Origin of the sequence: Streptomyces sp. P1-3 (genome assembly GCF_050613155.1) — a bacterium.
Lineage (GTDB): Bacteria > Actinomycetota > Actinomycetes > Streptomycetales > Streptomycetaceae > Streptomyces.
The window spans coordinates 6430543-6453851 of record NZ_CP192512.1; the positions used below are offsets into that span (position 1 = coordinate 6430543).

Consider the following 23309-nt stretch of genomic DNA (forward strand, 5'->3'; position numbering starts at 1 on the left):
AGCGGGCTCCACGGGGCCGATCTCGGCCAGCCGGTGGGGTTCGAAGAGGAGCGCACCGAGGAGAGCCTGCTCGGCGTAGAAGACCGGCGGCGGAGGAGGGAGGTCGTCGAGGTCGTCGTCTTCGCAGGGGTCGGTGAGGTGGGGCATCAGGCCGCCAGCGCAAAGTCGTCGGGGGCGAGGGTCTTGCCGAGCTGCGGGGCCAGCAGGTGGGCCGCGAGTCGGGGCGGCACGGCGTTGCCGATCTGGCTGAAGACCTGGCCCTTGTTGCCCTGCCACGGGTAGTCGGCGGGGAAGGTCTGCAGCAGGCCCGCCTCGGCCGCGGTGATCCGGATCGGCTCGGGTGCCGCGCTCTGCGTATCAGGGCTATCCGCTGTGGATTCGGCGACCAGACGCACTCGTTGGCACGGTGGCCGAAGAACAAGGTGCCGGCCGGTTCGCCCAGGCTGCGGACGGTGGCGTTGGCCTGGTTGTTGCTGCGCAGCGACCATGACCAACCGCGCGCTTCGGCTGTGAACTCGGGGATCGGGACATCGGCGGGTCGGTTGTCGCGGGGTGCGAGCCGCCCCGTCCGACCCGCGCGCATTCGCCCGGAGGCGAGGCAAACGTCTGGGGGCGTGTGGGGCTTCCAGGTGCCGCAGTCGCGTGCGTCGGCGAGGGCTTTGCGTGAGCCGGAGGGGAACGGCTCGGGGCCTCCTCCGGGGCCGCCGCCCGCGCACACGGTCGGAACGGGGCGGTCGGTGGCGCCCCAGCCCAGGGCCTCGGCCATGGACACCCAGCGCCTGCGGCCGGGCCCGAACAGCGTATGGGGTTCGGCGGCCTTGGCGTGCGTGGGCGGGGGCGGCTCGGCGGTGCGGACGCGGGAGGCGAGCAGGATCGCCCGCCGCCTTGTCTGGGGTACGCCGTAGTCGGCGGCGTTGAGGATCCCGGTCCACACCGAGTAGCCCCAGCCGCGGAGGATCGCGGCGTACTGGCGCCACAGGGGGAGGACATCTGGGACCTCCTCCATGGCCACCCACTCCAGGGGCTGGTCGATGAGCCCGAGGCGCTTGCCGGCCATCGACCATGCCTGGCACGGCGGACTCGCGATCAGCCCCGTGGTCCGGCCGATGAACGGCCGAACCGGATACATCGCGACGTCCGTGCGGATGGTCAACTGACCCGCCGCAGCACGGGTCCTGCAGGCCCACTCGTCCCACTCCAAGCCGACATCCCGCGCGCCGAGCAGCGCCAGCCCGTGCGCCCAGCCGCCCGGGCCCTTGTGACGGCAGACGCCGTGTCCCACGCAGGTCATGTCGCTTTACGCGAGGGTCGAGGGTCCTCGTCGTGTCGCGTTGTAGCGAGGCATGTTGTCCCTTTGCCCTGCACGGCTGCGTGACTGAGATCACGTCTGCGTGGGGGTGCTACGTCAGCTGGAACGATAGGTGAAGGTATGGGTTCGACCACAGGGGCCTCTCGTGTAGGGGGCGTTGGTGGCCTGCAGCGATTGAGCGTTGTCATCGGTTGAGAGGTGTCGGGTGGAGGCGGCATGCTGATCCGATATGCCGGGCAACCGACGGAATTCGTTGACCAGCCGTAACGTGGCTTCCGCCGGGTTGGATTCCCGCGCAGGAGTGCCCACGTTCCCGCCCCTGAGCGTCGGCGCTGACGCGAACGCACGCATCACCGATGGGGCCCGCCGAACCGACTGTGTTTCGTCACCTGGGGCGGCCCATTTCGTCGGTAACCCCAGGTTGCCAGCCTCCCACAATCCTATGTGTCACACCTCAGTGGCAGACTGGCGGCACAACGAAGCTCCGGAAGGGCAGGGCGATGCGGCAGGGTCACCCGTCGAGCGCCACTGCTGGGGGGCGGCTGGTGCCACGGGGGGAGATGCGCGGCTGTGATCTTCGACAGTCTTGATGTGTCGTACGGCAACATGTGGGGTTCCCAGCAGGGAATGACCCATCCGGACCCGATGTCGCGCGCGGTCGCGGCACGCAGACATGCTGCCGGGATGGAGTACGCGGTTCTGCTGTCCGCGCGGGAGCGACCGCTGGCACTGGTCGAATACTGGCCGCGCCGGATGTGGCGTGTGTATCTGTTCGACGACAGGTCCTGGCGCATGCAGATGATCGACCTCAAGCCGCACAGCACGGGGATGTTGTTGGCTCACCGGAACACCCGATGGCAGTTTTCCAACGAGCAGGAGCACTCGTCCTGGAAGTGGGATGTTCAGGAGACCACGACCGTCTCGGCCGACGGGCAGGTCGAGGTGAGGTCCGAGTTCGCCGGGCCGAGGGGAGCGTCGACGGAGCCACTGCACGCTCGAACATCCGGCCCGTCGAGCGTCCCCGTGCGGCGGTTCCCGGCGCCCGTCGAAAGCTTCCTCTGCCCCGTACCGGAATTCGGCGACTGGCAGGTGTTCGCGCCGTTCCTCGCCCAGCAGGGCCACGAGCCCGCCACGACCGTAGTCCTGAGCGACGTGTCGGTGGACGAAGGATCGGGACCGCTGCGCGCCACCGGAATCGAGCAACTGTTCAGTCCGGGCGCGTGCGACACTCCGGATGGGCCGGCCGTCGTCGAGCCCGTTGACGCCGGCCTGCTGCGGATCACGTCAGGGCAGCTGGCGGTCTCGGACCCCGGCTGGATCGGAGAGACCCCGCGGACCGTCGCTGTGCCACCGGGCGAGTTCCCGGTCACGCTGTCGCTTTTGCGCACGACACGCGGGGCCGGTGTCGCCGCGGCCAGGGTGACGTTCCTGGACATCCCGCCCCGCGAGTGGGAAATGGCCCTCCGGCCCGACGAGGACCTGGGGCTGCTCGGCGAGGGCCAGTTCTACGGGGTTGGCGTGGATACCGGCACAGCGGCTTTCATGGATGCGACTCGGACGGTGATCGAAGACCAGTTGGACGAGGACCTGTTCATACCCCTCGACAGCCATTTCACTGTCGAACTGCCCAGCACGGAGCCCGAGCCGAACCTCATCGCCTTCCGTGCCGGCCGGGGCGACGGGGCCTACCCCGTCTGGATCGGCCGCACCGATGACGGACAGGTTGGTTGCGTCGTCGTCGACTTCCAGCTCCATTCCGGCGACGGGGGAGAGTAAGAAGCCGCCGACCATCGGCGCGAGGCCGCACTGCCCGAGACTGGGACCGCGGCGAACCTCCAGAGTGCACACGGCGATTGAGAAGCTCGACAACTCGATCACCGACTTCGGCCTGGTGGACGCCTTCCCGGTGGACGTCAAGGAAGCTCGCCAGCGGTACTACGCGTCGATGCACATGGGCGATAGGGCCACCGACGCAATGCGCCGGCATGGTGGGCCAGCAAGTCCAGCAGGGCGTGTATCCCGCGCCGATACGCAGAAGTTCCCGCACACCGGAGCCGCCTTCGGTGGGATCGGCGTCAGCCCAATCGCCCGGCCGACGACGGACTGCGTTTCGTCACCCACACAGCCCCATTTCGTCGGTACGCCATGCCGGGCCCGGGGCGCGGGCACGGCGACGGGGCGGGGAGGATCGCGTTGATCGTCTGGGTGAACGGTGCGTTCGGTAGCGGAAAGAGCACCCTGGTTGACGAGTTGCGTGCGTGCTGGCCCGAGGCACTGGTCTACGACCCGGAGATGGTCGGCTATGTGCTGCGAGAGATCGTGGAGGTGCCGACCGGCGACTTCCAGGACCTTCGGCTGTGGCGGCGCCAGGTCGCTGACCTGGCGGTGGGACTGATCGAGGAGTATCGCTGCCCGGTCCTCATCCCGATGACCTTGGTGAATCCTGGTTATGTCGGTGAGATCTTTGGCGCGTTGAAGGATGCAGGCATCGACGTCCACCACTTCTTCCTTAAGGTCTCCCGAGAGGTTCTGGAGCAGCGGATCGACGACCGCAGTTTCACCCCGGACAGCCCAGAGCAGGACGAGAAGGTTCGGCGCTGGTGCAAGGAAGGATTTCGCCGTGCATGGCCGCTGCCGACGCCTTGCCCGGTGACACCGTGTTCCTGGATGGCGAGTTGACACCGCAGAAGTTGGCCGACCAGGTGCTGGTCCGGGTCCGAGCCGGTGGAACCTCCGAGGTGTGATCGCGGTGAAACGAGGCGGCGGACGGCGAGGGAGCACGGTTGGCAGTGTCGACGGGATCCCTCGCCGTGTCCGGGCTTGTGGGGAGACGCCAGGCTCAGATGCAAGATCCGTACGGGGCTGTTCCGGGGCGGGCGGCGGGCAGGCGGCGGACGTTGCCGAGGGCTGCGGCCTGTTCCCGTGGACGTACGATCTCGTCGTGCTGTGCGGCCAAGCGCGAGACGGCGAGTTCCTTGAACGTGGTGAGCTCGGCAACGGTCTCGTCCCGCTGAGCCAGGCGTTCCTTGAGCTCGGCGACCTTGGCCTTGAGCCGTTCGATCTGCGCGATCCGCGGGTCGACGAGGTCTCCGGCCTCCTGCGGAGTACGAAGGCGCCGCTCGAACTCTTCGGCGAGGTGCTGGTAGGGGCCGGGGCGGGTGGTGCCGTCACGGTTCTTCTTCGGGTAGAACGCGGTGCGGGTCACGCCAGCTTCGGCGGCCAGTGTCTTCAAGTCGCAGCTGCCGCCGGGCGGGAGATCACCCTTCAGGAGCCGGTCCATCGCGGCCCGGACAGCCTGCTTGTTGCGGGCGCGGGTCTCTGCACTGATTCGAGCCATGAGGTGGGGCTTCTCCTTACGCGGCGGCGGCGTCGATCGAGGCCAGAGCAGGTCGGCAAGCTCAAGACGCTGCGGCACAAAGACCAAGCAGAACTGGCCGCGCTTCGCTGCGACGTCGAGGCACTGGTGCGCGTAGTGAACCAACTCACCGCGGAGAACCGGCGGTTGCGCCAGCAGCTGACGGCCGCCGAGCCCGTGGTCCGCCTGCTGCCCTCCCAGCCGCAGCCGCAGCCGCCCACGCCGTGACATCTGCGGCCGGTCAACCGATCGCGCAGGGCCACACCAGGGGGTCGGGGAAATCGCGTGGTGGATGGGGACTCCGTGGGATGTCGGGGACGGGGTGATCTATCAAGGGTCGCGCTCAAGGGGCGCGCCGCCCACGCCAGTCGACCATTTCCATAAACTATGAATATAAAAATGCTATGCTTCGAGCATGAGTCGTCAAGACACCGCTCCTGGCGCGTCCGCCGCCATCGGGGCAGCCCTCTACGGCCTGGCCACCAGGGCCGCGAGACGCCTGCCCCGGGACATGAGCCTGACGTCCGCCGCCACCCTGGCCACCCTGGACCGGACCGGCCCGCGGCGCATCACCGATCTGGCCGCGGTCGAGGGCGTCACCCAGCCCGCGATGACCGCCCTGGTCCGGGTGATGGAGGAGTCCGGCCTGGTCGAGCGGCGGGGCGACGCGTCCGACAAGCGGGTCACGCTGGTGTGCCTGACCGAGGCCGGCGCCTCCTATGTCCGGACGCGGCGCCAGGCGGGCGTCCACGCGTTCGAGCGGTTGATCGGCGAGCTCACCGGCGACGAGGTCGAGGCGCTGGCGGCGGCCCTTCCGGCGCTGAAGCATCTGGCAGAGCTCGAAAGCCAGGACCGCGAAGGGCCGAAGCAGTGACCGGGCAGCCGGTCGGCGGGGTCGCGGTGAAGGCGTTCCCGGTGGCGCGTTCCGAGGCGCGGCTGCTGGTCCCCGCCTTGATGTTCATCGCTCTGGTCGTGGCGGCGGTCGCCAGCCTCGGGACGCCGCTCATCACCAGCGTGGCGACCTCGTTCCACGTCTCGCTCGGCAGCGCGCAGTGGACGCTGACCGTCGCGCTGCTCAGCGGCGCCGTCGCCACACCGGTCCTGGGCCGGCTCGGAGCCGGCCGGCACCGGCGGGCCACGATCCTCGCCACGCTGGCGGTCGTCGTCGCCGGCAGCGCGCTCACCGTGCTGCCGCTGCCGTTCGCGTGGCTGCTGGCCGGCAGGGCGGCCCAGGGTGTCGGGCTCGGGCTGACGGCGCTGATGATGGGCGTGGCCCGGGACCACCTCCCCGAGGAGCGCAGCGCGGGCGTGATCGCCCTGATCTCGGTGGTCTCGATCATCGGGGCCGGCGTCGGCTACCCGCTGGCCGCACTGCTCGCCGAGCTCGGCGGGGTACGGGCCGCCTACGGCCTCGGCCTGGTCGTCACCGCCGCCGCCCTCCTGACCGCGTGGCGCTCCATGCCCGAAGCCCCCGAAGGCCGCTCCGCCCACGTGGACGTGGCAGGCGCGGTCGTCCTGGCCGCTGCGCTGCTCCTGGTGCTGTTCCTCGCCGGCGAACGGAATCTGTGGAGCCGGCACCTCGCCGTGGCGGCGGGCCTCGCCGTCGTCGCGGTGGTGCTGCTCTGCGTCTGGGCCGTCATCGAGCTGCGCAGCACGACGCCCCTGGTCGATGTGCGGGCGGTGCGGCACCCGGCGGTCGCCGGGGCGAACCTCGCCATGTTCGTCGGCGGGATCGGCATGTACCTCCTGCTCACGCTCATCACCCGGTACGCGCAGACGCCGCACGGCGCCGGCTACGGCTTCGGGCTGACGACCTTCGTCGCCGGGCTGGTCCTCATCCCGTTCTCGGTGCTGGGGTTCGTCGCCGGCAAGCTCACGCCGCGGGTCCGGACGCGGATCGCCGACCCCCTGCTCCTGGCCGGCAGCGCCGTCGTGGTCGGCGGCGGGTTCGCCCTGTTCGCGGCGGCCCGGTCGGACCTGGCCGAACTGTTCGCGGCGATGGGCGTGCTCGGCTTCGGCGTCGGCGGCTTCTCGGCCGCGATGCCCGGCGTCATCCTGGCCGTCACCCCCAAGAGCGAGACGTCGAGCGCCATGAGCTTCAACTACGTCGTCCGCAGCGTCGGGTACTCCCTGGGCAGCGCCATCGGCGGCCTGATCCTCGCCGCGGGCACCGGCCCCGGCCACCTCTTCCCCGACGACAGCGCCTACACCACCGCGGCGCTGGTCGGCATCGGCGCCATGGCGATCACGACGCTGACAAGCCTCGCTCTCGCCCGCCGACGCTCGTCCGAGACCAACCCGTAAGTCAGATGCACTCATCCCAACACTGGAGGTTCCATGCCCAAGGGCTACTGGGTCAGCGCCTACCGCACCATTTCAGACCCTGAGAAGCTGGCTGCTTACAACAAGCTGGCCGGTCCGGCCGTCGAGGCCGGGGGCGGTCGGATCCTCGCCCGTGGCAGTCGGGTCGTGGCGCATGACGCCGGAATCGCCGAGCGCACCGTCCTGATCGAGTTCGACAGCTTCGAGCAGGCCGTCGCGGCGCACGAGAGTGCGGCCTACCAGGAGGCGCTGGTCGCCCTCTCCGACGGCGTCGAGCGCGACTTCCGCATCGTCGAAGGCATCGACTGACCGAGGTCCAGTCGGATCTTCACTGAAGTCGCCCGCCTCCAAGAAGGCCCCTGCTCGGTGAGCGAGCTGGCCGAGGCGGTCGACATGGAAGCCTCGGCCTGCTCCCACCAGCTGCGCCTGCTGCGCAACCTGGGCCTGGTCGTCGGCGAGCGGCACGGACGCTCGATCATCTACGCCCTGTACGACAACCACGTGGCCGAACTCCTCGACCAGGCCCTGTACCACGTCGAGCACCTGCGCATGGGGGCGCGGGACACCCCGGCCCTCACCGCGCAGGCCGCCACGGAATAGAGCCGGTCACGCTGCCGCGGAGCCAGCAGCGGCGCGTTCCGCCCGCAACGCGCGTTCCGCATGGCCGATCAGCCAAGCGTGGCGCCGGGCATCGAACTCGACCTGGCCCCGGTAGGACGCCTCGCTGCTCCACTGATGGTCATGAACGCGCCGCTCGTACACGACGTCACCGAGCATGAGGCCGTCCCGGCGCGCGGGTACGCCCACGGCAAACCGGTAGTCCTCTCCCTTGTGGAGCCCGCCGTGCCCGACTGCCCGAGCCAGGCGCGTGTCGGTCAGCAGCATGCAGTGCCCCAGCGGGGGCTTGCTGGCCATCGGATCCGGCCAGAACTTCAAGATGTCCCCGGCAGCGTGACGGCCGACGGGGGTCGGGCACATCCACGTCGTCCGGGTTCCGGTCTCGGCGTCCCAGTCGGCCGACCGGCCCGCGACCCAGTGCAACCCGGTAGAGATCGCGTGCTCGTTGCGGACGGCCAACGACTGCGACGGAAGCCTGTCGTCATCGTCGGCGAAGGCCACATGAGGAGCCCGTACGTAGTTCAACGCGGTGTTGCGCGCGGGCGCCGGCCCAGGACCTGGTCGCGTGACCACCGTGACGCGGGCGTCCTTGGCGATCGCCGGAGCGATGAGGCCAGGATCGGCCTGCGGACCGTTCGGGGCGGTGATCCACTCCCAGGTGGCGCCCTCCTGGCCCGTAGGCTCTCGTAGAGCTCCTCGAGGAAGGGCAGGCGCGTGGGGAGCAATCCCGTCGGGGTGATGACGGCGACGTCGGGCTGGCCAGGGCGGGACATGGTTCTTCTCCGTGCTGATGAGGCGGCAAGGTGCGTAAAACGAGCCGAAGTTAGATCGGAAGGCGGACAGCCTGGCGATGAGAGGCGCCGGGTGATCGGGACCGCCTCGCGGCATGAGGTTGGTGCCGCGCAGGGTCACACGATCGGTTATGACATGCATCACAGGAGCTGGTCGGCGCCGAAGTAGAATGAGACTCATGGCCCGGCTGACGTATCCGGCAACTCCCTCTCGTCCACCGGCGAGTTAAGCGACACGACCTGCGAGGGACACGGGAAGTGCCGGGATAAGCCATGTGGTCGGGGTGGCCGGTCAGCTGTCCGTAGGCGTCGTGGGTGACGACGATGTCGGGGCGGATCTCTCGCAGGTGCTGGACCACCTGGCTGATGGTCTCCTCCAGTGGGGCGTCGCAGAAGCGTAGTTGTCCTGGTGCCGAATCGGGGATGCGGGCGTCGGCGTAGCCGAGCATCCTCGGCTCGCCCGCCCCCAGGGTGCTGAGGGCGTCGGTGAGTTCGGCGGCCCGATGGCTGTTGGCGGACCAGGTGCTGGTGATGACGGCGGTGCGGGCGCCGGAGGCGGCGTGCTGGGCGAGAACGCCGCCGGCGAGCAGGGCCTCGTCGTCGGGGTGTGCGAAGACCGCTAGGCGGTTTCGTTTGGATCATCGGGCGGACCAGAGGAAGATGCCCGCGACGTGCAGTCCTGCCAGGTAGATGGTCGCCGTCTTCTCGTAGCGAGTGGCGATGCCGCGCCACTGCTTCAAGCGGTTGATGCATCGCTCGACCGCGTTGCGCTGCCTGTATGCCTCGCGGTCGAAGGCGGGTGGCCTGCCGCCCCGGCTGCCTCGGCGCAGCCGGTGGCCCCGCTGGTCCGCCGGAACGGGGATCACCGCCCGGATACCGCGCTTGCGCAGGTGTTCGCGGATGGCGCGTGATGAGTACGCCTTATCGGCCAGGACTACGTCTGGCCTGGTGCGGGGCCGTCCGCGTCGTCGGGGAACGCGCAAGCGGGCCATCACGTGCGCGAAGGCGGGCGCGTCACCGGCCTGTCCGGCAGTGAGAACGAAGGCGAGGGGCCGGCAGTGGGCGTCGGCTGCGAGGTGAATCTTCGTGGTCAGTCCGCCGCGGGAGCGACCGATGGCATGGTCGTCCGGCTCGTCGGCCGGGGCCCCTTTTTGCGGGCCCCGGCCGCATGCTGGTGTGCTCGCACGATCGTGGAGTCCACCGAGACCGTCCAGCTCAGGTCCTCGTCGGCGTCGGCCTGGGCCACGAGCGCGGTGTAGACGCGCTCCCAGGTGCCAACGACGGCCCACATGCGAAGCCGGTTGTAGACACCCCGCCAGTTGCCGTACTTCTCGGGCAGGTGAACCCACTGCGATCCGGTCTGGAACTTCCAGGCGATCGCATCGATCACCTCGCGGTGGTCCCGCCACCGGCCACCCCGCTTCGGCGTCCGGTCCGGGAGCAACGGCTCAATCCGCGCCCACTGCACGTCAGTCAACGGCACAACGAGACCAACGATCAGATGGCCTCAAGGAAGCGGGCTTACCATCCTCGCCATGGGCACAGTGATCACGACCGTCAGTCTGGCCTTCGTTGGATACCTAGTGACGTACCTCAATGGGCTGAGGCTCACGCAGCGACAGGCCCGGCTCGCCCGAGTGAACCAGCAGTTGAGCGACTTCTACGGCCCACTCTTCGCGCTCATGGAGTCCAACAGTCGTGCCTATGAGGCGTTTTGCGAGAAGTATGCCCGCCCTGATGGGGTCCACCCCTTCGACCACGAGACTCCCCCCACCGAGGAGGAGCTCGTCGAGTGGCGCATCTGGGCCACGACTGTCTTCCTGCCCAACATCCAGAAGATGCGCGACGTGGTCGTCACCAAGGCCGACCTTCTCATCGAGGAGGAGGTGCCGCCTGTCCTGCTCGAACTGTGCGCCCATGTCTCCGGCTACGAGATCACCGCAGCGCGTTGGGCAAGTGGTGAGTTCGGCGAATACAAATCTGTCATCCAGTTCCCGGGGCCGGAGCTGAAGGAGTACACCACCACGCGCTTCGCGCGACTCAAGATGGAGCAGGCGGCCCTTCTCGGTCGGCGCCGGTGAAGTCCGAGGAGGACTGGACGTACATCCCAGACCAGCGATCGGATGATCCGGAAGAAACGGCCTAGCAGGCTCGGCAGAGACACGGGAGCGGGTTCCTCTCTCTGTGGTGTTCGGGACTGAGGGTTGTGCGGGCAACGGCGGCGTACGGGGTGTCAAAGGAGCGGTGGGCGGCCGGCGGCGGTCAGGCGAAGGACGGTCCGCCACCTCATCGGTCGACGGTCCTGTCTATGGCGGCCGGCCCACCCTTCGCGGAACCCGCGGAGGGACTCCCGGGCCCCGCCTCCGCGGACAGCCCTCACGGCCGTGGCGATGGTCCACACGAGCAGGTACGGGGGGATGAAGGGTGCGGGCAGGTTGCGATAGGCCACCCAGACGCGGTTGCGGGCGGCGAGCCGGTGGAAGAGGGCGTGCCGGGTGGGCTGGGTGAGGGGGTGGTGCATCCGGATCCCGGCTGCGTACCAGCCCGTGTGCCCCTGGCCCCAGAGGCGTTGGGCGAGGTCGAGGCCCTCGTGGTAGAGGAAGAACCCCTCCGCCCACCCTCCGACCGCGTCGAAGGCGGCGCGCCGGATGAGGACGACGCCTTCGGTCATGGTGGTGATGGTGCCGGGCCGTCCCGGGTGGCCGGCGCGCAGGCGCGGAACCCAGCGGCGTGGGGTGGTGGCGTCGTCGGGCCCTGTCAGGCGCGGCTGGACGTAGGCGGCCTCAGGGCGCTGCTCGGCCTCAGCGACGAGGCGGGCGAGGATGTCCGGACGGGGGAAGCTGGCGTCGTTGTCGAGGAAGAAGAGGAACTTCCCCGGCTGCTTGTCCTCCGCGAGAGCGCGGGCGCCGGCGTTCCGGCCGCCGGGGATGCCGACGTTCTCCGCGAGAACGACCGTCTTGGCGTCGGCGGGGACGATGTCGGGGGTGCAGCCGTTGCCGACGACGCAGATCCGCAGATCGACGCCCGTCTGCGCGAGGAGGGTCGCCTGGGTCGCCGCCTCTTCCGTGGGGCGGTCGTTCATGGTCAGCAGGACAACGTCGACGCGGGGCTGAGGCATGGCGCCCTTCTCCGGAGCGGAGCCTGTGCGCGCGGCCGTGTTCGGCCGGGACCGGCTGTTCATGAGGTGGGGGTGGGCACGGGGGTGCCGGTGAGCTGTTCGGCGCGCCGGGCCAGGTGCGGGGCGAGTTCCGGATGGCCGCCACGTCCGACGACCTGGAGGAGCTGGGCGAGCGCGACGAGTTCCCCGGTCCGGCCGGCGGGCGTGCAGAGGATGTGGGCGAACTCGGCCCGGATCCGGGCGGCGGTCGACGGCGTGGTCAGGCTGTAGGCGTGCAGGAGGCCGATGTCGTAGCCGACGGGCAGCCGCCCCCAGCCCTCCCAGTCGAGGACGACCAGAGGCGCCGCGGTGAGGTTGGCCCAGTGCAGGTCGCCGTGGCCAGTCGTCCAGTCCGTGATCCGGATGGCGGGGATGCCCAGGAAGCGGGCGAAGTTCCTGTCGACCCACTGCTGGCGTACGGCCTGTCGCTCCGTGGTGACGGTTGCGGTGGCGGCGAGTGCGGCCCGCAGGTCTGCCCACCAGGAGTCGGGTAGCTCCACGTCCGAATGCAGGACGGGCCCTCCTGCCTGGAGGGCCGGGAGGGGTACGTACTCGGTCAACTCCGCGCGGTAGGCGTGGCCTTCCGCGGACCAGTCCAGCACGTGGTGCAGCCGTGGACGGGGCACGGAGCGGGGAAGCGCGGCGTCGGCAGTGACCGTTCCCTCCCATAGACGACCGCCGCGTTTCTCCTCAGGAACGGCGAGGAGGCGCAGCCACCAGCGGCCGGCTCGGCGGCCGAGGGTGCGTCCCTGCCAGCCCCAGGCTTCCGGCCCGGTTGCCTCCACGTCGAAGTTCCGTGCCGCGGCCGCGTGCGCCCGCCGCATCCGCACCTGGTCGTCGCGTTCGCTCGGCGCAGCGAACACGGCCGTGCGCCCCGCGACCTGGCCGCCTCCGGCCGCTGATGCGCTGCTCACGGCCTTACGCCCAGGAGGCGGGCGGCGCCGGTGTCCAGCAGCTGCTCCCCTGCGCGGTGTCCGACATCGGCGGGGTCGGCCGCGGGGCCGGTCGTGACCGAGCGCAAGGGGGCGCCGCCGGCTGGGTCGAGGACGACCGCGTGCACCGTGACGTGTCCGCTTGCCTCGTCGAGGGTGGCGTGGACGGAGGCGGCGGTCAGGCAGCCGCCGTGCAGGGTGGCGAGGGCGGCGCGTTCGGCGTCCAGAGCGACGCGGGTGGAGGCGTGGGTGAGCGGGGCGAGGAGGCCGTTGGCGGTGTGGTCGTCGGTTCGGTGCTCGATGACGATGATTCCTGCTCCCGCGGCCGGCAGCCACACCGTGGGGTCCAGGATCTGGGAGGCCCGGTGCGCGAGGTCGAGGCGGTGCAGTCCGGCCAGGGCGGCGATCACGGCGTCCGCGCCCAAGGTCCCGGCGTCGAGTGCGTTCAGCCTGGTGTCGGCGTTCCCGCGGATCGGTACGGGGACCAGCTTGGGGTGGAGGGCTTTGAGGAGGGCCTTGAGGAGGGCGGCCCGGCGGGGTGCGCTGGTGCCGACCCGGGTGCCGGGCGGCAGGTCGTCCAGGGTGGCGGGCGGGTGCCCGGCGGGCAGGACGAGGACGTCGCGGACGTCCTCGCGGGGCAGGACCGCTCCGACCGTAATCCCAGGGGCCCGGTCGTGGGGGCCGGGGATGTCCTTGGCGCAGGCGATTGTGGCCTCGAGGTGGCCGTCGAGGAGGTGCTCGTCGGCGCGGCGGGTGAAGGCTCCCTTCCCGCCGAACTCGGCCAGCGGGCCCCGGTGCTGGTCCCCTTGGGAAGTGATCTTCAGAATCTCGAGGTCGATGTCCGGATGGAGGGACCGGAAGGCCGTCTCGATCCGGCCGGTCTGCTCCATGGCCATGGAGCTGGGGCGGGTGCCCATCCGAAACCGGCTGATGGTCGTGCTGGTGGTCATCGTGGATCGCTTTCAGGCAAGAGGAGCTGAGGGGCAGCCGACGTGGAGGTGGGCGAGGGCGTACTGGAGAGTCTGGCCGGGGGTGAGACTGCTGGTGTCGATCACGTGCCCGTCCGCGTGCATCCAGCCGGTGGCGGCTCGTAGTAGTCGGCGGCGCGCCAGCGGCGGTGGGCCCGCACGGCTTCGCTTCGCTCGGGATCTCCGGGGTACTCCCAGCTGGCCTCGATCCGTGCCTGGAGGACTTCCGGGGTCGTGTGCAGGACAAGGTGGTGAAAACCGCCGCCAGACTGGCGGAGCGAGGTGAAGAGCTCGGCAGCGTATGCGCGGTTGAGGACCGTCATGGGCGCGATGACGGGACCGCGGGTATGCCGGGCGAGGCCGGTGACAAGCGCGCCGGTCAACTCCCGCCAGGCCGGCAGGTCCTGGTAGTCCCGGGGACGCCGGACGTGGTCGGCCAGCGCGCGGCGCGGCTCGGCGGCGAGGGTGCTCTTGCCGCCGTTGCACGGGCCGTTGAGCCACACGATCACGCGCCCTCCCTGGTCGCGGCGACAGCCTCCCCCCGGTCAACGGGGGCCGGGAGGCGGGCGTCACGGCTCGGCCACTGGAACACCAGGCGCGAGCACGGCCTGTCCAGGACGTCCCCCGGAGGCAGGAGGCGATCGGGGGTGCCGGCCGGGTGGACGGTGAGGTCCGGGTCGGCGCCTCTGCGCACGTTGCGGTCCCAGGCGTGGACCGTGGCCACCAGTTGCTCGGCCAGGTGCGGTGCCTGGTCGCCGAAGGCGTGCACGACCCACTCCCACTCCCGCTCGGCGGGGTCGTCACCGTGCCGGGTCTGCACGTGGACGAGGTAGGCCAGGGAGGCGTCGCCGAGGATCGTCGGCGCGTCGCTGCCCTTCGCGATCTGGGTGGCGCCGGTGCCCTTCTCCGCGCGGGCGGCCAGGCGGCAGAAGCCGGGCAGGGTCGTGGCCGCGTACAGCTGGAGCGAGCCGAAGTAGAAGCCGGACCCCATGGTCACCCCGGTGGCGACCTCATGGCGGGGCCCGCGCAACGCCCTCTTCCAGCCCCTCAACATCGCGGGGGTCACCGTCCTCGAACCGGATCCGCAGCTCGCCGTCGAGGAGATCGACGGCCAGGGCAGTGCGGGCGTGCTCGCCCTGGGCGGGGACGAAACCGCAGTGGGTGAACTTCCGCGCGTGCAGCACATCACCGCGCCGCTCAAAGGCGATGGCACGGGTGTAGCCGCCGATCTCCAGCGGCAGGATCAGGCGCCCGCCTTCGGCGAGCTGCTCGCGCCAGGCCGGGGCGATGTCCCACACGTTGTAGGTGATCACGCTTGCGTCGAAACCGCCCCGGGGGACGAGGTACGCGGGCGCGCCGAGGGCCGCGTCGCCGTGGTAGGCGCTCACGTGGCCGCTACCGGCCTCCGCGGTGAACCTGCGGGTGCGGTGCACGACGTACGCGTCGATGTCGCCGGTGACGACCCGGCCGTCCGGGCCGACGACCGCCGCGATCAGCTCGGCGTTGTAGCCCCCGGACCCGGCCTCGTGCACGACCGCGCCGGGCTGCAGCCGGAGACCCTCGGTCATGTCGGCTTGGAGCCAGGCCGCGGACACCGAGCTGGTCGCCCGTCCGGTCTCGTCGCGGCGGGTGACCACGGCCAGGTCGTCGTCGTACGCGGTCCCCAGGTCCTTCTCCGGCGCGAACCGGTGCCGGGGCACCGCACGCAGCGCTTCTTGAACCGCCGTCGACGGAGCCCAGCCGCCGGCGATGACCGCGTCGGCCATCTTCCGGCGCAGGCGTTTGGCTTCGGCCGGCTCGCCCGGCACGGGCGGCTGGCCTGTGGCGAGCGGGTAGGCGTGGACCGGCGGCAGGTCGGGAATGACGCCGGGCCAGATGGCGCCCAGTGCCTGCGCGGCCGGGGTGAAGATGTCGCCGACGCAGGCCAGGCCGTGCAGGTCGTGGAACTCCCACCGCTCGAAGAGCTTCTGCTCGCGGTTGGTGAGGGTCCCGGACCAGGCGGTGATCCGGACAACCGCGGTGAGCCGAGGCACGCCGTGGCTGTCGTCGGCGAGCATCGCCACCACGTACGCATCGGCAGCCGACGCGGTCAGGCCGGTCTCTTCGGCCAGCTCCCGTACCGCCGCGGAGGCGAAATCCTCCGACCCGGTGGTCTTGCCGCCCGGCAGTTCCCACATGCCCTGGGTGGACCGGCCGAGCAGAACCCGGCCCGCCTCGTCGGTGACGACCGCGAGTGCGCCGGTCAGGGCGTGGCCGGTGGTCGGCCGCTTCTCGACCGCGGTGGTGTCCCTGTCGCAGGGGCCACGCAGGACGAGGACGGCGAGCTCGTCCGCTTCCAGGCGTGTGGCCCGCTGCCAGCCTGCGGTGAGTAGGACGATCTCGTCCTCGTCGAGAGCGATGTCGCGCCGCTCGGCGGGGGTGTGCTCGGCGGTGGGCGTGATGACCACGAGCGCGCCGCCTTTGCGCAGCCGCTCGCCGAGAGAGTGCAGGACGCGGCTGCGGTCGCGCAGGAACGGGTATGCCAGGCGCAGGGTGACCAGGTCGTAGCCGTCCCCGTGCAGCTCGGCGGCGTCGTCGCGCTCGATGTCCAGCTGCAGCCAGCGCACCCGCTCCGCGTCCTGGTGCTCCTCGCGGGCCCGGGCGATCGCGCTGTCGGCGTAGTCGATGGCGTCCACCGCGTAGCCGAGACAGGCGAGGTATGCGGCCAGCTCCCCGGTGCCGCAGCCCACGTCAAGCGCCCGGCCACCGCCTTCCGGCACGGGGGCGTGCTCGGCAAGCAGCGCCCGCTCGGCGTCACCCAGTTGCCGGAACCCCTTCCCCTCGGCGTAGTGCTGCTGCCACTCCTCGCGGGCGGTGTACCCCATCGTGCTGCTCCTCAACTTCTCACGTTCGATGGACGATGTGCTGGTCACGGGCGGCCCGCGGTGCGGAGCCGGGCCAGGGTGCGGCGGCCGCGTTCGACGAGTTCCAGGTCGCCGTGGGCGGCGCCGTACTGGATGCCGGAGACGGCATCCAGTACCGACAGGACAACCAGGTGCTCTTCCTCAACGGCGGTGAACAGCCGGCCGTAGCCGGCCATCACGGCCTCGTACAGGTCCGGCCGACCGTCCCAGGCGTCGGACAGGCGCACGAAGTCCCGTACGGCCGGGCCGTTTTCGCTGCGCTCGAAGTCGATGACGTACAGGGTTCCGGTGGCCTCTTCCCAGTGCAGATTCCGCAGCTGGAAGTCGCCGTGCGTGGGCACTGTCTCCAGGGCCGGCAGCCCCGTGGCCTTCGCCGCCACCGCTCGGATGAACTCCTCATCCCCGGCGGCCAGGTAGGGGCGGGCCGCGTCGAGGTGCCGCTCCCACTTCCCCAGGGGCACGGTGTCGTCGGTGGCCGGCCGGGCCGGGGCGCTGTGGTGGATGGCCGCGGCGAGTTGGCCTATGCGGTGGAAGATCCGTCGCTGTTCTGCCGGCGGGTGGACGGTGCCGCGCAGGGAGCACCCCGGGACCGCGGTGATGACGACGGCCTGCAGCGCTTCGTCGGCGGCGACCAGGCGGGGCACGGCCACGCCCAGATCCGGGACCCAGCTGCGGAAGGCAGCCGTCTCCCGCTGGTGGAACCGGGGGCTCTGGTGGACTTTGACGAACCATGTCCCGTCCTCGGCGCCGCGGGCCTGCCACACTCGGCTGCCGTCCCGCGCCCAGGAGACGTCCGTGCAGCCGGTGACGCGCCCGACGGCCCGCTCAGCGAACGCCCGCACCTGAGCGTCCGGCCCGACCGTCCCGGACGCGGGGACGGGGCGGCGCCGGTCGAGGGCCGGGGCGTAGGCGATCGGGTCGCCAGGCTGCTGGAAGTGCACCGCCATCGTCTGGCCGGCCCGGTAGGTATCCAGTCCGGCCCGGCAGTACGCGACCATCGGCTCCGGCAGCGCGCCGAGCGCGAACCAGTCCATCGCGTCGCAGACGGCCGGCTCCCGGATGCCGGGGGTGCCCTGCCAGGTGCGCACCTCGAAGAACATCCCCGTCCGGGCCCCGCCGCCAGGGCTGCGATGATGCACAGTGACCGCGAACCGGACCTCTGCCGGGTCGATGGCGACACCGGTCTCCTCGTGTGCCTCGCGGATCAGCGCGTCGACCACGTCCTCGTGCGGGCCGTCCAGGTGCCCGGACGGCAAATGCCACAGGCCCGCGGCGTAGACGGCCCCCGCGCGGCGGGACAGCAGGACCTCGGGGCCCGCGGCGCCGTCTCGGCGCAGGATCAGGTGGACGTCGACCGGCTCCCGGTGCCGCTGCTGGCCGCTCACGACGCGGCCCCCGGCCGGCGGGCCAGCAGCACGGTGAACACCGCTTCCTCCCTCAGCACCCCGCCGTGGGTGTACGCCTTGAGCCGCTGGCGAGCCTCGGCCTCGAACTCCCCGTGCCGGTCGGCGAAGAGGTCGGGCCGGGCGAAGCTGGTGCTGCGGAGGTAGCCGACGACCGACTCGGGTTTCCAGGCGCGGCTGACGGGGAAGCGGTGCTCCCTCACGTCGCTGAACGCCGAGTCGGCGAGGTCGTCCTCGTAGGACCGGCCGGGCTCGGTGTAGGTCCCGCGGGCGCCCGCGCGGCGGCGGACGCCGAGGTAGGTCTGGATCAGCTCGCGCAGCGCGACGGTCCAGTCAGCGCCGTGAGTCCCAAGGCTCCCGTCGCCCGTGATCGCCACGGCGGCGTGCGGCGCGGCCGCCCGGTCCGCCATCTGCAGGACCGCTGGGCGGTCCATCCAGTGAAAGGCCCGGCAGCAGGTGACCAGATCCGGGCGCCGCCCTTGCGTCTGCGGGACGAAGGTCTGGGCCTCGCCGGCGTGCGCGGAGGCCGTGCACGTTCCAAGGACGGGCTCGAGCTCGGCCATCGCCTGCGCGAGCATCCCCGGGTTGACGTCGACGAGGCCGACGTGCGCCAGCCGCGGGACGACGGGCGGCAGCGCGCGCGGTACTTGAGCAGTCCCGGTCCCCAGGTCCAGCAGGACCGGCGCGGGGACACCGTGCAGGGTCGCGGCGAGCAGGCGGACGGCGGCGTCCGGCACGCCCGGCCGGTAGCGGGCGTACTCGGCGGCCGTCATACCGAACAGCTCTTCGCCCGCGAGGGCGGTGCCTTTGGACGGCTCGTCGGAACGGCTGGTCACTGTGCGTCTCCGGGGGTGCGAGAGGGGTCGGGCAGAGGCCAGGACAGGGCGCCGAGGTGGCTGGTCACCCGCTGGGCGCCGCTGGAGTCGATCTGCAGCCGGTACGTGTCGGGTGACCCGGCCGCACGCCAGCGGGCGGCGACGTCGTGGAGCTCCGCCCAGATGTCGCGCGGCCCGCAGGTGGTGACCTCCCAGCGGCGGGTGCCGACGTTGCGGGCCCGCATCCAGGACCCGCACCCGGGCGCGCCGATGGTCAGGTCGTCCGCGCCGAAGTCGCGGACGAGCCCGGGGTGGAGGTGGTCCAGGGCCAGCCACATGCCCCGGTCGGTGTCCGCCGGGGGCCGCAATCGGCTGCGCTGGGTCCACTCCCCCTCGCCCGTGGCGATCCTCTTGCGGAATGCGGCGGATAGGAACAGCCGGTCGAAGCCGGCGCCACCACGGTGCCCGAGTTCCACCGCCACCAGTTCCGCCTCCACCGCGCCGGCCGAGGTTCTGGTGATCACGGCCAGGCCCGGCCAGGACGGTGAGGTGGTGCCCAGCGTCATTAGCGCCCGTCCGCCCGGCGCGAGCTGGGCGACCAACGCCGGCGGGATGCGAGGGACGGCGAAGGACACGAAGATCCGGTCGTACGGGCCGAATGAGGGCCAGCCAGCCAGGCCGTCCCCGGTCACCACGGCCGGGCTGTACCCCGCAGCCGTCAGGCGCGCTCGAGCGGCGTCGCCAACGTGCCCGTTGATGTCGAGGGTGACCACGCCGTCGTCGCCGCAGACGAAGCAGGCCACGGCGGCGGTCACAGCGGCGCCGGTGCCGACGTCCAGCACCCGCTGCCCGCGGTGCAGGTCCAGGCGCTGCAGCAGGCCGGCGGTCATGCCCATCGTGCTCGACATCGCCGTGATGGAGCCCCAGGACCGGAAGCCGGCCGCGCGGCCGAGGATCGGCTCGCCGTCGTGCTGGATCAGCACGCTGTCCCCGCTGTAGAGCAGGCGCAGCAGCTCGTCCCGGTGCTTTGGCCGGGCCCAGTCCAGCAGCTCCCAGCGCGGCGGTTCGTCGGGGGCGCTGCGCCTTACGTACGCCTGCGGCATCAAGACCTCGCGCGGCAGCGCGAGCAGCGCCTCGCGCACCGGGCCGGCATCCAGTTCCCCGGCCTCCTCCAGGCGGGCGACCATCGCTGCCCGCGCGGCCGCGATGTCCGGAGCGGCGTGACCCGCGGCGGCGGACGGGACCACAGCAACGCCTTCCTCCGGCGCGGCGGTACGCGGTTCGGGCACCGCCAGCGCGGCCGGGCCGGCCTCTGTTCCGCCGGTGTTCAGCTGCGTCACGACGCACCTCCCTCCATCGAGCCCTCACGGCGGACGTCAACCGGCGCCGGGCCAGGGGCGGGCACGGTCGGAAAGGGAGCCGCCTGCGGTTGCCCAGCGGAGTCGGTCAGGTCATCCGGCTCGGGCGGAGGGTCGGGCATGTGCCGCAGAGCGCGCAGCGGTGAGCGGGCCAGGACCACGAGCGGCACGACGAGCAGGCAGGCGCCGACGACGAGCGCGGGCCGCACTCCGGCCCACGTCCCGAGCCCGCCGGCCAACAGCGCCCCCACCGGCCGGGCGCCCGAGGTCAGGCAGGTACTCACGGCCTGCATCCGGGCCTGCATCCGGTACTCGGTGATGATCTGCCTGATCGACCGCTGGGTGGTGCCCGCCGCCCCGGCACAGGCCAGCTGCAGGAACAGGGCCGCGCCGATCGTGATCTCCCAGCCGAGGCCCGGGGAGGCCAGCAGCAACGGGACCTGGGTGAGCGGGGTGAGGGCGAGCGCGCCGAGCATCATCGGCCCGGGCCCGTACCGTCGCGCGAGGGCCGGGGCGGACAACGCGCCGGCGGCCGCCCCCAGCGCGCCGACCCCCAGGACCACGCCGAAGACGGTCGCGCTCATCTCCAGGACTCGCAGCAGGTACAGCGCCCACAACGTGTTGAGCAACGCCAGGGCCAGCGAGGTGGTGGCGTTGACCCAAGTCAGCACGCTCAGCCGGTGGTCGGCGTGCACGTACCGCAGGCCCTCGGCGATTTCCGTCCGCAGCCGACGCGTCTTCGCCCGGGCCGGGGTGGTCTCGCGGGTCTTGATGCGGGCGGTGCACCAGGCGCTCAGAAGGTAGGACGCGACGTCGCCGAGCAGGGCGCGGGCCGGGCCGAGCAGCGCGGTCAGGATGGCGCCGACGTTGCTGCCGCCGGTCGCGGCGATCGCGAACAGAGCGCCCACTCGGCTGTTGCTCCGCTGGATCAGGGACCGGTCGACCAGCTTCGGCAGCAGGCTGATCGCCGCCGCGTCGTGCAGCACGCCCGCGGCACCCTGGACCGCGGCGACCACCATGAGCTGCGCCAGGGTCAGCGCATCGAGGGCCGCTGCCAGCGGCACGGTCGCCAGGGCCGCGGCGCTGACCAGGTCACCGGTGATCATCTGGTGGCGCTTGGAGTGCCGGTCGGCGAGCGCACCGGCGTGGAGCGCGAGCAGCGCGGGCGGGAGCTGTCCCAGGAACGCCATCCAGGCGACCTGTCCTGTGGTGGCGTCCAGCTTGAGCACGGCCAGCACCGGGAGCGCCATCGAGGTGATGGAGCTTCCGGCCACGCTGGCGGTCTGGCCGGTCAGGTAGCGCCGGAAGTCGCGGTGCCGCCACAACGACGTGGGCGCGGTGGCGGAATCAGGTGAGGCGGTCACGGAGCACCCCCTCGGCCTCGTCCAGGCGCTCGGCGAGGACGCCCGCGACGGCGTGCCGGGCCCGCCCATACGCCTCGAGCTCCGGGGTGACCGCGGCCGGGTTGTCGATGGGTTCGGACAGCGGGTAGACCGAGCGAGCCATGTAGCCGGCCGCCACCCGGGGCACGGCCAGCAAGTCCTCCACCGGCAGCCCAGGGTTCGCCGCTCGGTAGGCCGCGACCCCCTCGGCCATGCCCGCGAGCCAGTCCGGGCCCGCGAGCACCGTGCGCGGATCGAGGACGATCCGGCCCAGCTCCCACGCAGCGCTGCGCTGACCGGGCGGCCGGAAGTCGATCAGACCCGCCACCTCCTGCTCCCGCATCAGCACGTTCGGCGAGGCCAGATCCCCGTGCACCGTCTGAGCCGTCAACATCGGAGGCAGGGCCTTCACCATGGCCGCCACCTGGGGCAACGCGGCGAGCCGCTGCTCGGCGGTCTGGCGCGCCCACGCGGCGAACTCCCCGCCAACGGTTCCCTTCGCGTACTGGGCAAGCAGCCGCTCCAGACGCTGGCCTGCCCGCTTGACGTCACAGACCTCGCTCGCGGGGACCTGCCGCGGTGGCCCGGCCGGATGCTGGGCCAGAACCCGGTGCAGGCGCCCCACAGCCTCGCCGACAGCCGCCCACCGGCCGCCGTAGAGGCCGCCTTCCGCGGTCTGCGCGCCATCGACGTACCCGGAGACGGACACCGCCATCCCGTCGGCGGTGACGATGAGGTCGCCGGCCAGCGACCGTTGAACCGCTGGCACCGGGATCCCGCTGCCGCGGGCGAACTCGCCCAGCCGCAGCGCCTCGTGCTCCCCCTGGAGGTCCGTGCCTGGCGGGATAGGTCTTGACGAACCACCGCCGGCCGGCGGAGTCCTCGGCCAGGTAATTGCGCGTCGCGGTCCCCTTGTGACCGTCGACGACCAAGGTGGGGACGATCCGGTAGCAGCGCGGGAGGATGCCTGCCACGACCATCGCGTCGGACTCAGCGCTCATCGCGGCACCCCCAGATGGACCGGGCGGCGGCCGCCGAGCCGCAGCGGAGCCTCGATCGCAGAGGGCGTGGGGTAGTGGTCAACGGTCACCAGCCCATCTCCGTGTAGAGGCGGCCGGCCCGGATGCCCTCGATCGCGGCGCGGGTGTACGGGACGATCTCCTCGGGGAGGGCGTCGGCGGGCCACCAGCCCCAGGACACGCAGCGGTCGGGCTCTCGCACCTGCGGCGTACCCGCCCACTGGCGGGCGCGGAAGACCAGCCCCATGCGGGGCTGCCCGCCGGGGTGGTCCACCATGTGCACGACGTGCGCCAGCTCCAGGTCGGCCGGGTCGATCACGATCCCGGCCTCCTCCTCCGCCTCGCGGACCAGGCAGGTGATAGCGGATTCCTGTTCGCAGTGTCCGGCGAGGAAGTGGTGGGTGGAGGCCGCAAACGCGGCGTCGGGATGCCGGAGACCGAGCAGGACCTTGCCGTCCTGCTCCAGGTAGAGGTGGACGCCGACGACGTTGAGACGCGCCTGCCCGCCGGGCCGGGCCTGCGCCGGAACAGGGGGCGGGGCGATGGCCTGAGCCTGGTGGAGGTCGATGACCTCCTTCGTCCACGGGCACATCGTCAGGTACGGGATGGTGTCGGCGTCGAAGTGGCGGAACATGATGCCCTCAGGGCACGGCAGGTCATCGGCGTCGCCGTCCCAGGTTCCGAGGTAGACGCGAATCCGGCCTTTGGCCCCGTCGGGGCCCAGGCTGTCGACCACCGTGAACTCCTCCAGCGGGACCACCAGGCCGGTCTCTTCGAGGAGTTCCCGCTCCACCGCCTCGCGTGAGGACTCCGCTCCTTCGCGGTCGCCGCCCGGGATGCTCCACGTCCCCGGGTCGCAGATCTTCTTGTTGGCGTCGCGTAGGTGCAGCAGGTAGCGGCCACGGGAGTTGACGATCAGGGCCGCCGTACCGGTGGTGAAGTCGTTCATCATGGGTCACCGCCTTCGAAGAGGAGTC

At 71.4% G+C, this 23309-nt stretch carries 19 protein-coding genes and 5 pseudogenes; 7 read left to right on the forward strand and 17 right to left on the reverse strand.

Annotated features, from left to right (window positions below; translation table 11 throughout):
- Window positions 1-12: 12 nt before the first annotated feature.
- Window positions 13-147, reverse strand: a pseudogene (locus ACQUSR_RS27440) (DnaB-like helicase N-terminal domain-containing protein); the annotation flags it as partial.
- A pseudogene (locus ACQUSR_RS27445) lies at window positions 147-1291 on the reverse strand (DNA cytosine methyltransferase). The pseudogenes ACQUSR_RS27445 and ACQUSR_RS27440, both read right to left, overlap by 1 nt.
- 588 nt (window positions 1292-1879) lie before the next feature.
- On the opposite strand from ACQUSR_RS27445, the gene ACQUSR_RS27450 reads away from it, so the two are divergent.
- Both ACQUSR_RS27450 and ACQUSR_RS27455 read left to right on the forward strand, forming a co-directional pair.
- Window positions 1880-3085, forward strand: coding sequence for a DUF4241 domain-containing protein (locus ACQUSR_RS27450; RefSeq protein ID WP_431045292.1), 1206 nt, complete (start codon window positions 1880-1882; stop codon window positions 3083-3085).
- Between the two features lie 417 nt (window positions 3086-3502).
- Window positions 3503-4053: pseudogene (locus tag ACQUSR_RS27455) on the forward strand (AAA family ATPase).
- Between the two features lie 95 nt (window positions 4054-4148).
- Here the strand turns inward: ACQUSR_RS27455 and ACQUSR_RS27460 are convergent.
- Entirely contained in the window at window positions 4149-4646 is a 498-nt protein-coding gene (locus ACQUSR_RS27460; protein WP_431045293.1) for a hypothetical protein, read from the reverse strand.
- 529 nt (window positions 4647-5175) lie between these two features.
- Here ACQUSR_RS27460 and ACQUSR_RS27465 point away from each other — a divergent pair.
- Genes ACQUSR_RS27465 through ACQUSR_RS27480 form a run of 4 tightly spaced genes read left to right on the forward strand, consistent with a single transcriptional unit; the run spans window position 5176 to window position 7586 of the window.
- Window positions 5176-5538 (forward strand): MarR family winged helix-turn-helix transcriptional regulator, encoded by a 363-nt coding sequence (locus ACQUSR_RS27465; RefSeq protein WP_308407322.1) that lies wholly within the window; start codon window positions 5176-5178, stop codon window positions 5536-5538.
- Window positions 5535-6968, forward strand: coding sequence for an MFS transporter (locus ACQUSR_RS27470; RefSeq protein WP_406324121.1), 1434 nt, complete (start codon window positions 5535-5537; stop codon window positions 6966-6968). Before ACQUSR_RS27465 ends, ACQUSR_RS27470 begins: the two co-directional genes overlap by 4 nt.
- A gap of 33 nt (window positions 6969-7001) precedes the next feature.
- A complete protein-coding gene (locus ACQUSR_RS27475; protein WP_059130497.1) occupies window positions 7002-7295 on the forward strand; it encodes a DUF1330 domain-containing protein in 294 nt (97 codons plus the stop codon).
- A gap of 15 nt (window positions 7296-7310) precedes the next feature.
- Complete coding sequence (locus ACQUSR_RS27480) at window positions 7311-7586, forward strand: ArsR/SmtB family transcription factor (RefSeq protein WP_431047877.1); 276 nt, start codon at window positions 7311-7313, stop codon at window positions 7584-7586.
- 6 nt (window positions 7587-7592) lie between these two features.
- On the opposite strand, the gene ACQUSR_RS27485 is transcribed toward ACQUSR_RS27480, so the two are convergent.
- From ACQUSR_RS27485 to ACQUSR_RS27495, 3 genes and pseudogenes are all read right to left on the reverse strand, one after another.
- Entirely contained in the window at window positions 7593-8576 is a 984-nt protein-coding gene (locus tag ACQUSR_RS27485) for a glycosyltransferase (protein ID WP_431045294.1), read from the reverse strand.
- A gap of 91 nt (window positions 8577-8667) precedes the next feature.
- Window positions 8668-9018, reverse strand: a pseudogene (locus ACQUSR_RS27490) (PIG-L deacetylase family protein); the annotation flags it as partial.
- Between the two features lie 15 nt (window positions 9019-9033).
- Window positions 9034-9896, reverse strand: a protein-coding gene (locus ACQUSR_RS27495; RefSeq protein WP_431047879.1) for an IS5 family transposase whose coding sequence is annotated in 2 segments (ribosomal slippage) — window positions 9034-9545 and window positions 9545-9896 — 864 coding nt in all. Because the reading frame shifts where the segments join, the coding sequence is not laid out codon by codon here.
- 34 nt (window positions 9897-9930) lie between these two features.
- On the opposite strand from ACQUSR_RS27495, the gene ACQUSR_RS27500 reads away from it, so the two are divergent.
- Complete coding sequence (locus ACQUSR_RS27500) at window positions 9931-10476, forward strand: hypothetical protein (protein WP_431045295.1); 546 nt, start codon at window positions 9931-9933, stop codon at window positions 10474-10476.
- A gap of 152 nt (window positions 10477-10628) precedes the next feature.
- Here the strand turns inward: ACQUSR_RS27500 and ACQUSR_RS27505 are convergent, their stop codons facing one another.
- From ACQUSR_RS27505 to ACQUSR_RS27555, 11 genes and pseudogenes are all read right to left on the reverse strand, one after another.
- On the reverse strand, window positions 10629-11513 hold the full coding sequence (locus ACQUSR_RS27505; protein WP_431045296.1) for a glycosyltransferase family 2 protein: 885 nt from the start codon (window positions 11511-11513) through the stop codon (window positions 10629-10631).
- A 59-nt stretch (window positions 11514-11572) separates the two neighbouring features.
- Entirely contained in the window at window positions 11573-12466 is an 894-nt protein-coding gene (locus ACQUSR_RS27510) for a hypothetical protein (protein WP_431045297.1), read from the reverse strand.
- Window positions 12463-13434, reverse strand: a complete 972-nt coding sequence (gene hemC / locus ACQUSR_RS27515; protein WP_431045298.1) for a hydroxymethylbilane synthase — start codon at window positions 13432-13434, stop codon at window positions 12463-12465. The genes ACQUSR_RS27510 and hemC overlap by 4 nt, the downstream gene beginning before the upstream one ends.
- A 101-nt stretch (window positions 13435-13535) precedes the next feature.
- Window positions 13536-13961, reverse strand: a complete 426-nt coding sequence (locus ACQUSR_RS27520) for an AAA family ATPase (RefSeq protein ID WP_431045299.1) — start codon at window positions 13959-13961, stop codon at window positions 13536-13538.
- Window positions 13958-16316, reverse strand: a pseudogene (gene fxlM, locus ACQUSR_RS27525) (methyltransferase, FxLD system). The gene ACQUSR_RS27520 and the pseudogene fxlM overlap by 4 nt, the downstream one beginning before the upstream one ends.
- 44 nt (window positions 16317-16360) lie before the next feature.
- Window positions 16361-17740 carry a phosphotransferase gene (locus ACQUSR_RS27530; RefSeq protein ID WP_431045300.1) on the reverse strand — a complete coding sequence of 460 codons (1380 nt, stop codon included), beginning with the start codon at window positions 17738-17740 and terminating at the stop codon, window positions 16361-16363.
- Window positions 17737-18594: a class I SAM-dependent methyltransferase gene (locus tag ACQUSR_RS27535; RefSeq protein ID WP_431045301.1), complete on the reverse strand. Its 858-nt coding sequence runs from the start codon at window positions 18592-18594 to the stop codon at window positions 17737-17739. Before ACQUSR_RS27535 ends, ACQUSR_RS27530 begins: the two co-directional genes overlap by 4 nt.
- On the reverse strand, window positions 18591-19913 hold the full coding sequence (locus ACQUSR_RS27540) for a protein-L-isoaspartate O-methyltransferase (protein WP_431045302.1): 1323 nt from the start codon (window positions 19911-19913) through the stop codon (window positions 18591-18593). Before ACQUSR_RS27540 ends, ACQUSR_RS27535 begins: the two co-directional genes overlap by 4 nt.
- On the reverse strand, window positions 19910-21295 hold the full coding sequence (locus tag ACQUSR_RS27545) for an MFS transporter (RefSeq protein ID WP_431045303.1): 1386 nt from the start codon (window positions 21293-21295) through the stop codon (window positions 19910-19912). The genes ACQUSR_RS27540 and ACQUSR_RS27545 overlap by 4 nt, the downstream gene beginning before the upstream one ends.
- Complete coding sequence (locus ACQUSR_RS27550; protein ID WP_431047881.1) at window positions 21279-22307, reverse strand: phosphotransferase enzyme family protein; 1029 nt, start codon at window positions 22305-22307, stop codon at window positions 21279-21281. The genes ACQUSR_RS27545 and ACQUSR_RS27550 overlap by 17 nt, the downstream gene beginning before the upstream one ends.
- A gap of 92 nt (window positions 22308-22399) precedes the next feature.
- Window positions 22400-23284 (reverse strand): NUDIX hydrolase, encoded by an 885-nt coding sequence (locus tag ACQUSR_RS27555; RefSeq protein ID WP_431045304.1) that lies wholly within the window; start codon window positions 23282-23284, stop codon window positions 22400-22402.
- Between the last annotated feature and the right edge of the window lie 25 nt (window positions 23285-23309).

What these genes read in the sequence shown, in the direction of transcription:
- ACQUSR_RS27555 (WP_431045304.1), bottom strand. Translation starts at nt 23,284, where the DNA reads ATGATGAACGACTTCACCACCGGTACGGCGGCCCTGATCGTCAACTCC.
- ACQUSR_RS27460 (WP_431045293.1), bottom strand. Translation starts at nt 4,646, where the DNA reads ATGGCTCGAATCAGTGCAGAGACCCGCGCCCGCAACAAGCAGGCTGTC.
- ACQUSR_RS27465 (WP_308407322.1), top strand. Translation starts at nt 5,176, where the DNA reads ATGAGCCTGACGTCCGCCGCCACCCTGGCCACCCTGGACCGGACCGGC.
- ACQUSR_RS27485 (WP_431045294.1), bottom strand. Translation starts at nt 8,576, where the DNA reads ATGAGTCTCATTCTACTTCGGCGCCGACCAGCTCCTGTGATGCATGTC.
- ACQUSR_RS27475 (WP_059130497.1), top strand. Translation starts at nt 7,002, where the DNA reads ATGCCCAAGGGCTACTGGGTCAGCGCCTACCGCACCATTTCAGACCCT.
- hemC (WP_431045298.1), bottom strand. Translation starts at nt 13,434, where the DNA reads ATGACCACCAGCACGACCATCAGCCGGTTTCGGATGGGCACCCGCCCC.
- ACQUSR_RS27505 (WP_431045296.1), bottom strand. Translation starts at nt 11,513, where the DNA reads ATGCCTCAGCCCCGCGTCGACGTTGTCCTGCTGACCATGAACGACCGC.
- ACQUSR_RS27500 (WP_431045295.1), top strand. Translation starts at nt 9,931, where the DNA reads ATGGGCACAGTGATCACGACCGTCAGTCTGGCCTTCGTTGGATACCTA.